The sequence below is a fragment of the Enterococcus sp. genome (assembly GCF_022711995.1).
GTDB lineage: Bacteria > Bacillota > Bacilli > Lactobacillales > Enterococcaceae > Enterococcus_D.
Genome location: NZ_JALAHI010000017.1, coordinates 1 through 7,411, shown reverse-complemented (window position 1 = coordinate 7,411; position 7,411 = coordinate 1). Strand labels below are relative to the sequence as shown.

The 7,411-nt window shown below is 40.3% G+C and carries 5 protein-coding genes; 3 read left to right on the top strand and 2 right to left on the bottom strand.

The window, feature by feature from the left end:
- The first annotated feature begins 396 nt into the window (after nucleotides 1–396).
- Nucleotides 397–1,665 carry a metallophosphoesterase gene (locus Q0A12_RS01555; RefSeq protein WP_291290964.1) on the top strand — a complete coding sequence of 423 codons (1,269 nt, stop codon included), beginning with the start codon at nucleotides 397–399 and terminating at the stop codon, nucleotides 1,663–1,665.
- 281 nt (nucleotides 1,666–1,946) lie between these two features.
- On the opposite strand, the gene Q0A12_RS01550 is transcribed toward Q0A12_RS01555, so the two are convergent.
- Nucleotides 1,947–2,786: a MerR family transcriptional regulator gene (locus tag Q0A12_RS01550; RefSeq protein ID WP_291290963.1), complete on the bottom strand. Its 840-nt coding sequence runs from the start codon at nucleotides 2,784–2,786 to the stop codon at nucleotides 1,947–1,949.
- An 80-nt stretch (nucleotides 2,787–2,866) separates the two neighbouring features.
- Between Q0A12_RS01550 and Q0A12_RS01545 the strand changes: the two genes are divergently transcribed.
- Together Q0A12_RS01545 and Q0A12_RS01540 are read left to right on the top strand one after the other, a co-directional pair.
- Nucleotides 2,867–4,591, top strand: coding sequence for an ABC transporter ATP-binding protein (locus Q0A12_RS01545; protein ID WP_291290962.1), 1,725 nt, complete (start codon nucleotides 2,867–2,869; stop codon nucleotides 4,589–4,591).
- Nucleotides 4,588–6,372, top strand: a complete 1,785-nt coding sequence (locus Q0A12_RS01540) for an ABC transporter ATP-binding protein (RefSeq protein WP_291290961.1) — start codon at nucleotides 4,588–4,590, stop codon at nucleotides 6,370–6,372. The genes Q0A12_RS01545 and Q0A12_RS01540 overlap by 4 nt, the downstream gene beginning before the upstream one ends.
- A gap of 236 nt (nucleotides 6,373–6,608) precedes the next feature.
- Here Q0A12_RS01540 and Q0A12_RS01535 read toward each other — a convergent pair whose 3' ends face one another.
- Nucleotides 6,609–6,809 (bottom strand): cold-shock protein, encoded by a 201-nt coding sequence (locus Q0A12_RS01535; RefSeq protein ID WP_003125681.1) that lies wholly within the window; start codon nucleotides 6,807–6,809, stop codon nucleotides 6,609–6,611.
- Nucleotides 6,810–7,411: the final 602 nt, after the last annotated feature.

Sequence of the window (7,411 nt, the reverse complement as noted above, 5' to 3'; positions counted from 1 at the left end):
GCATATGACATACAGATAAAAGGAATGTTACAAAAGTGTTTCAAAGATAAGTCTCGCTAGAAATATTCTTTTTAGCAGGCTACAACCTTTGATATAACAGCATTTTTCTAACTATCTCTCTAGCAAAAAAAATAAAGAAAAGCGCTTAACTATTTTCTAGCAAACAGAAAAAAGGCGCAAATAAATGGGAATTTTGCTTTTTTGCGAGAAAAACCCCCTTTTTTCTCTTCGTCTCTTTCTATCTTAGAAACAAAGAACGAATTGATTCTTTCTAAGTGACAAGAAAGTTTTCTCTTCCTATAATGAATAAGATAACACTCGAAAGGAGGCAGACTCATTTTAAAAAAATATGCACCCATAGGGCTCATTGTCTCCGTCATTTGCGGTTTATTTCTGATTGGTTCTTTGATTGCTACAAAAAAAACGAAAGCGGTGCTGCAAAACGAATCGGAAAGTGAATTCTGGCTGCTGAGCGATATCCACTTTCTCTCTGCAAAACTGCATGATAACGGCACAGCCTTCAATAAGTTTGCCGAAGGAGCCGCTGGTAAAGAAATGCTTTATCAGACAGAAAGTTTAGAGGCTTTTGTTGCGGAAGCCCTCGAAAAACGGCCTACAGGAGTGATCTTGACCGGAGATATGACATTGAATGGCGAAAAAGCTAGCGCCGAAACGCTGGCCAAATTATTGGCACCATTACAAGAAGCTTCCATCATGGTACTAAGCTTACCTGGCAATCATGAAATCTATAATGGTTGGGCCAGAATTTTTAAAGAGGATAAAGAATTTTATGCCGATCAAATCAGTCCGCAGGATTTCAAAGAGATTTTTTCTGAAGGTTACGAGAAAGCAGACAGTGTCGATCAAACTTCATTAAGCTATAGTATCAATCTCAATGACCAGTATCGCTTAGTATTGCTTGATTCATGTATTTATGACGAACAAGTGAATTGGAACCAGCCAAATACAAATGGTCGTTTGAAAAAGACCACCTTAGAATGGTTGAAGGAACAACTAGAAGCAGCCAAACAACAGCAGCAGACACCCCTTCTTTTCATGCACCATAATCTTCTGGAGCATAATTCATTGTTGAAGGAAGGGTATGTTTTAGATAACTCGGCGCAATTGCAGCAATTGATAACTGCTTATCAAGTCCCGCTGATTTTTTCTGGACACATCCATATTCAAGATATTGCCGAAGGACCAGCTGGCGTTCAGGAAATTGTCACCGGCTCCTATTCCACTCAAGAACTCGGCTATGGGGTCGTAACGTTAACTGACAAAGCCATCAACTACCAGAAAAAGGTGATTGATTTGGACCAATGGGCCGCGAAGAACAAATCGAAGAATTCGCAGCTTTTGCACTACAGTGCCTATCAAGCTAAGATCTTTCAGCAAGACACAAATCACATGGTGCGCCAACAACTCGCCTCTGTCACAGAATTGACCGAAGAACAAATCAGCACATTATGTACATTTATTGCGAAGATGAATACTGCGCTATTTACTGGTGACGACACTTATTCGCAAGACGAAAAAGAAACGATTCGCCATTCCGAAGAATACCAACTGCTGGCAACCTACTCTTATTTCTTAAAACAATATGTTGACTCACTATTGGAAGACAATAGTCCAGATAATGCGCTGACCCTCTCCATAAAATGAACGATAGCCTTCCTGTCATAAGACGGGAAGGCTATCTAACGATGCAATATTTATTCTTTGAAAGTTGAAGCAGACTATTACTACTATTATTTATTTCTCATTTAAACGATGCAATCCCTAACCTCTACTGCATCCTTGTAACTCTGAAGTTACGCCAGTTTTGAATAAATTTCCTAAAAACAAGATAACGTTGGTACAAAAATATTTCTCGTATTTACTAAGTATAACATAGTTTAGTAAAAATGTCGCTAGCAGACGTTCTCTTGGTTTACCTCTTAGCTTTAGCTTGATACTCTTTCCTTAACAGGCAACATCACTTCAAAAATCTGCTGTTCTTTTTGATCCGTAGATACATCGTCTTGCCACATCAATTCCCAAATATCTCCATCTATTTGTAAATTAGAGGCCTCCAGATAGGCTTTGAACCGTTTTGTAAAATCTTTTAAATGATGAATTTCTCCTCGTACGAATCCCGACACGTAATTGCCTGCCGGTCGACAAATAATTGCCTGATCCGAGTAAAGAGGCAGTCGTTCTTCGGGGACCATCACTAAGGCACGATAAGGTGCTTCATGAATCGACTCTTGGTTGAAAGCAGATCCTTCTACTAAATAACCGATGGGATAACCGCTAAATAAATCTTTGTAATCTAAATAAGGATAAAAACGAGAAAAAGCCTGAAAGACCGAAGTCTCGTCATACTCATTGATTTCTTCAGAAACAGCAAAATATTCCTCTGACCGATAACTATAAGTCATATTGGTAAAATCGGCTGTCTGCACTTTTTCAAACCGTGAAATAAAGCGATCCAAAACGGCTTTATGTTCCTCTAGCTCTATTATTTTCTGATCCACTTCTTCCCGACGGAACATCAATTCTTTTTGCATCGTCTCAGGATTGCGATTTTTTAGAAAAGTTTGGATTTCCTCCAAGGACATATCCAATGCGCGCAAGACCAAGATGACATCTAATTCCGCACATTGTTCAAATCCGTAATAACGATAGCCATTTTCGCCGATCTGTTTCGGCTTGAACAGTCCGATTTGATCATAATAAATCAGCGTACGGCGACTCACACCACCATAAGTCGCAAGTTCGCTGATGGTCAAAAACTTTTTCAAAAAAGTGTCTCCCTCCTATTGACTGTAACGTTGCGTTACAGTTTATTCTAGCACAGAACGACGAAATTGGAGGGAATTTTATGAAACAATTAAAACAATTTTTTTTCACCGAAAAACGCCTATTTCTAGGTACTTTTTTATTTATGCTGATCCATTCTTTTGGGACACTTTTTCTTCCCTATTTTGTCGCCAAAATCATTGATGACGGCATATTAAAACAAGATCAATCAGCGATCATCCGCTACGGGGTCTGGATGCTGGCTGTTGCACTAGGCACGGGAGTGATTGCTGTCAGTGCTAGTTATTTTTCTGCCCATCTAGCAGGGAAGTTCGGGCATCATCTTCGGATCAAACTATTCAACAAAATTCAGGAGCTTGCGATCTCTAGTTTTGAGAAATATGGTACACCAACCTTGCTTGCCAGAACAACGAATGACATCAATAACATTCAACAAATCTTGATGATGGCTTTACAAATGATTCTTCCTGCTCCACTGATTATTTTGGCTTCAATTATTTTAACAGGGAGTGTTTCTTGGCGAATGGTGTGGATCCCCCTTGCAGCGATTGCTTGTTTCTCGATCGTCGCGCTTTTTGTCATTTATCAAGCGATCCCTTTGGCAAAAAAGACCCAGAAAAAAGTAGATGCGATGATGCGAATTTTGCGTGAAACCTATACAGGTGTGCGGGTGATTCGCGCCTTTGACAAAGCTAGTTTCGAAAAAAAGCGGACAGACCAAACCTTTGAAGGCTACGCAAAAGTGATGATTGAAGTCAATCGTTTATTCGCTGTTTTAAATCCAGCCGTACACTTTTTTATGGGGCTGTCCATTCTTAGCATTTTGGGATTTGGCGGTTTCCAAAGTCTCTCGGGAAACCTGCCCATCGGCAGTATCACTGCGATCATCGAATATACCGTTTTGAGCCTTTGGTTTTTGACGATGGCAGCAATGGTGATCGTCATGATCCCAAAAGGAGTAACATCTTTGCAGCGGATTGAAGAAGTTTTGTCTGAAGAAGAAACGATGACAGACGGGCCACTGCCAATCTTGCCAAAAGAAAATTCACTAGTGGCAGCCTTTCATCATGTCTCCTTCACCTATGCTGGGGCAGAAGAACCCGTACTGGAAGATATTGATTTTGAGATCCATCGCGGACAGACCACTGCGATTGTTGGCGGCACCGGATCAGGAAAAAGTACGATCGCCAAAGCCCTTTTACGGTTAAAAGACGTTTCTAGCGGCTCCATCACATTATATGATCGTGACATCCGAGAAGTCTCACAGGTGGCATTGCGATCATTTATCAGCTATGTTCCTCAAAAAGCATTGTTGATCAGTGGATCGATCTGGGACACATTGACTTTTGGGATTGTCAATCCCGATCCAGAACAAGTGACACTAGCAGTCAAAGTTGCCCAAGCAGAGTCGTTTATCGAAAGTCTACCCGATGGGATCGACAGTCACGTTGCTCAAAAGGGCAGCAATTTTTCTGGCGGACAAAAACAACGCTTGAGTATAGCGCGTGCATTAGTAAAGCCCGCTCACATTTACTTTTTTGATGACAGTTTTTCGGCCCTTGACTATCAAACAGATGCAAATTTACGGCGAGCATTAAAATCTTATGTCCGTGATTCAGCCGTAGTGATCGTGGCACAGCGTGTTGCAACTGTCATGGATGCTGATCAAATCATCGTTCTTGATGAAGGAAAAATCGTCGGAAAAGGGACCCATTCAGAACTGATGAAGACCTGTAACACCTATCAAGAATTTGCGGCTTCGCAAGGAATAGGAGGAGAAAAATGAGCAAAAAAATAACTGATGCACCAAAAAATTTAAAACATACGAGCATGCGGCTGTTACACTTATTATTCCAGCAAAAAAGCCGCTTCGGACTGATTTTGATTTCCGCTCTCTGCTATGCGACACTGATGACCATCGCCCCATTGCTGCTGGGTCAAGGATTAGATAATCTCATCACTTTGCTTCAGCATAATGACTGGCAACCAAATGAATTCTGGCAAGTCATCAAATGGTCACTGCTCCTTCTAGGGATTTCCTGGCTGATGATCAGTCTGTTCTCATTTTTACAAGAATACACAATGGCAAGTGTCAGCGAAACATTGACCCTTACCCTCAGAAAAGAAATGACGGAAAAATTTAATCGGTTGCCGATACGATTTTACGATACGCATCAAACAGGCGATATTTTAAGTCGAGCAATACTAGATCTTGATAAAGTCTCTGAAGTCCTTCAAGTAGGATTGATGCAACTGATTACAGCTACTCTTAGTATCTTATTTGGACTTGGTGTAATGTTTTGGCTTAGTCCATTATTGACAGTAGGAATTATCATCATCCTCCTGATAAGTGCATTTGCTACCCATCGACTGGCTCAGCGCAATTTGGTTTACTTTTCAGAAAACCAGACAACATTGGGAGCAGTCGGTAGCCGAGCAGAAGAATTTTATACCGCCCATTTGTTGGTCAAATCCTACAATCAGCAGTCTGCAGTTGCTTCAGAAATGCAGGAATTAAGCGAAAAGCAATTTCATGCCTTTCGCAAAGCACAATTTGCTAGCTATGCGATCAATCCGTTCATTCGCTTTATCAATCAAATCGGATTTGTCGTGAGTGCTGTGATTGGTGGAATGATGGTAATCAATGGCCAGTTATCCATCGGATTGATCCAAGCCTATCTGCAATATACCAATCAAGTTTCCGAACCGATCACACAAGCTTCTTATATCTTCAATACGTTACAAAGTGCCTTAGCGTCATTGGAACGGATCTTTGAGATTTTGGATTATCCAGAAGAAAAAGAAACCCAACACCCTCTTGCAGTCCCAGAAGAATTGGCTGGGAGAATCGATTTTGAAGATGTTTCTTTCGGTTATTCTCCAGATAAATTATTGATGCAACACGTGAACCTACAAGTTGCCCCTGAGCAAACGGTAGCTATTGTGGGGCCTACAGGAGCCGGCAAGACAACTTTGATCAACTTGCTGATGCGCTTCTATCCACTGAATGGCGGCAAAATCCGGATCGATCACTACGATATGACGGATTTCTCAGCCACAGACATTCGCAAAAAATTTGGGATGGTTTTACAAGACACCTGGTTGTTTGAAGGAACGATTGCAGAGAATATTGCTTACGGCAAAGAAGAGGCAACGATAGAGGCAATCATTGCCGCCGCAAAAGCAGCACAATGCGATCATTTTATTCGGACACTGCCGCAGGGCTACGAGACGATCATAGGATCTGAAACCGAATTATCACAAGGTCAACAACAACTTTTGACGATTGCTCGTGCAATTTTGGCTGATCCAGCTATTTTGATTCTGGATGAAGCGACTTCCAGTGTCGATACCCGAACCGAACAAATGATCCAAACAGCGATGGACACATTGACGAAAGATCGCACAAGTTTTGTCATCGCCCATCGCCTCTCCACGATCAAAAATGCTGATCTGATTCTTGTAATGGAGGCCGGACAAATCATTGAACAAGGCAATCATGAGGAACTGTTAGCAAAACCATCATTGTATGCTCAACTATACAATAGCCAATTTGCCAGTCACTGATCCGCAACGTCTATCACGTTTCAGAAAGAAAACCAATAGAGGTCAAAAACGAAAAATCATGGCCAACAAAAAAGGACTACGTCTAGTTAACAGACGCAGTCCTTTTTTGAGATTCATTGATTCATTCCGTCATTTTTTCCTCAGAAATTCTCAAGTCGTCAGAAAAATTTCAGAAAATGGGTTTACTTTAAAACAAAAAAAGAAGACCGTTTCCGATTTTCTTCTAAAAGTTGTTATTAAGCTTTAACAATGTTTGTTGCTTGCAAGCCGCGTTGGCCTTCTTCAACGTCGAAAGTCACTGCTTGACCTTCGTCTAAAGTTTTGAAACCGTCGCCTTGGATAGCTGAGAAATGTGCAAATACATCATTGCCATCTTCACCTGTAATAAATCCAAAACCTTTATCTGCATTAAACCATTTTACTGTACCGTTATTCATAAACGTATACCTCCATATTACACATCGTGTGTGTTTATTTTTGTAATAGAAAATGATGTGTAATTGAAGTGTGTATCAAAAGATAGACAAGTATTAACATATCAGAACTTTACTTTCTAAGAATACCATGCCTGAAGAAAAATAGCAAATAAAGTTTCTTTTGTTTCTGTTAGAATAAATGTTTCCCCAAGAAAAAATCTGCTCTCAAGTCGGTTTCTCTTGATATATCACGGTTTTATCGAAGATTTTTAGCGAATATTTTTTTGGTCTATTCATAGTTGAACTTGTTCAGACTGAACTTGAGGATAGTACGCCAAAAACTACCTATTGTATCTCTAATAAAACTGACACAATAGAATCCTGTGTTTGATGGTTCATCGCCCTCATGGAACATGAGATTTCTCTTAGGGAACTATTTATTAACTGCCTGCTTTTTTTAGTAGAGGCGCTACCCTATTCTGCGGTGATTTTCCTTTTAATTTATTTCCTTCGCTGTTGGTATTCCTCATTGCCATCAAACTATCTTTTTATTTTTAATAAAGCATCATTCGCTTGCCATCCGACACATTGTGTTTTAAAAAAATTTTTAATTCTAAAACGCT

What these genes read in the sequence shown, in the direction of transcription:
- Q0A12_RS01535 (WP_003125681.1), bottom strand. Translation starts at nt 6,809, where the DNA reads ATGAATAACGGTACAGTAAAATGGTTTAATGCAGATAAAGGTTTTGGA.
- Q0A12_RS01540 (WP_291290961.1), top strand. Translation starts at nt 4,588, where the DNA reads ATGAGCAAAAAAATAACTGATGCACCAAAAAATTTAAAACATACGAGC.
- Q0A12_RS01545 (WP_291290962.1), top strand. Translation starts at nt 2,867, where the DNA reads ATGAAACAATTAAAACAATTTTTTTTCACCGAAAAACGCCTATTTCTA.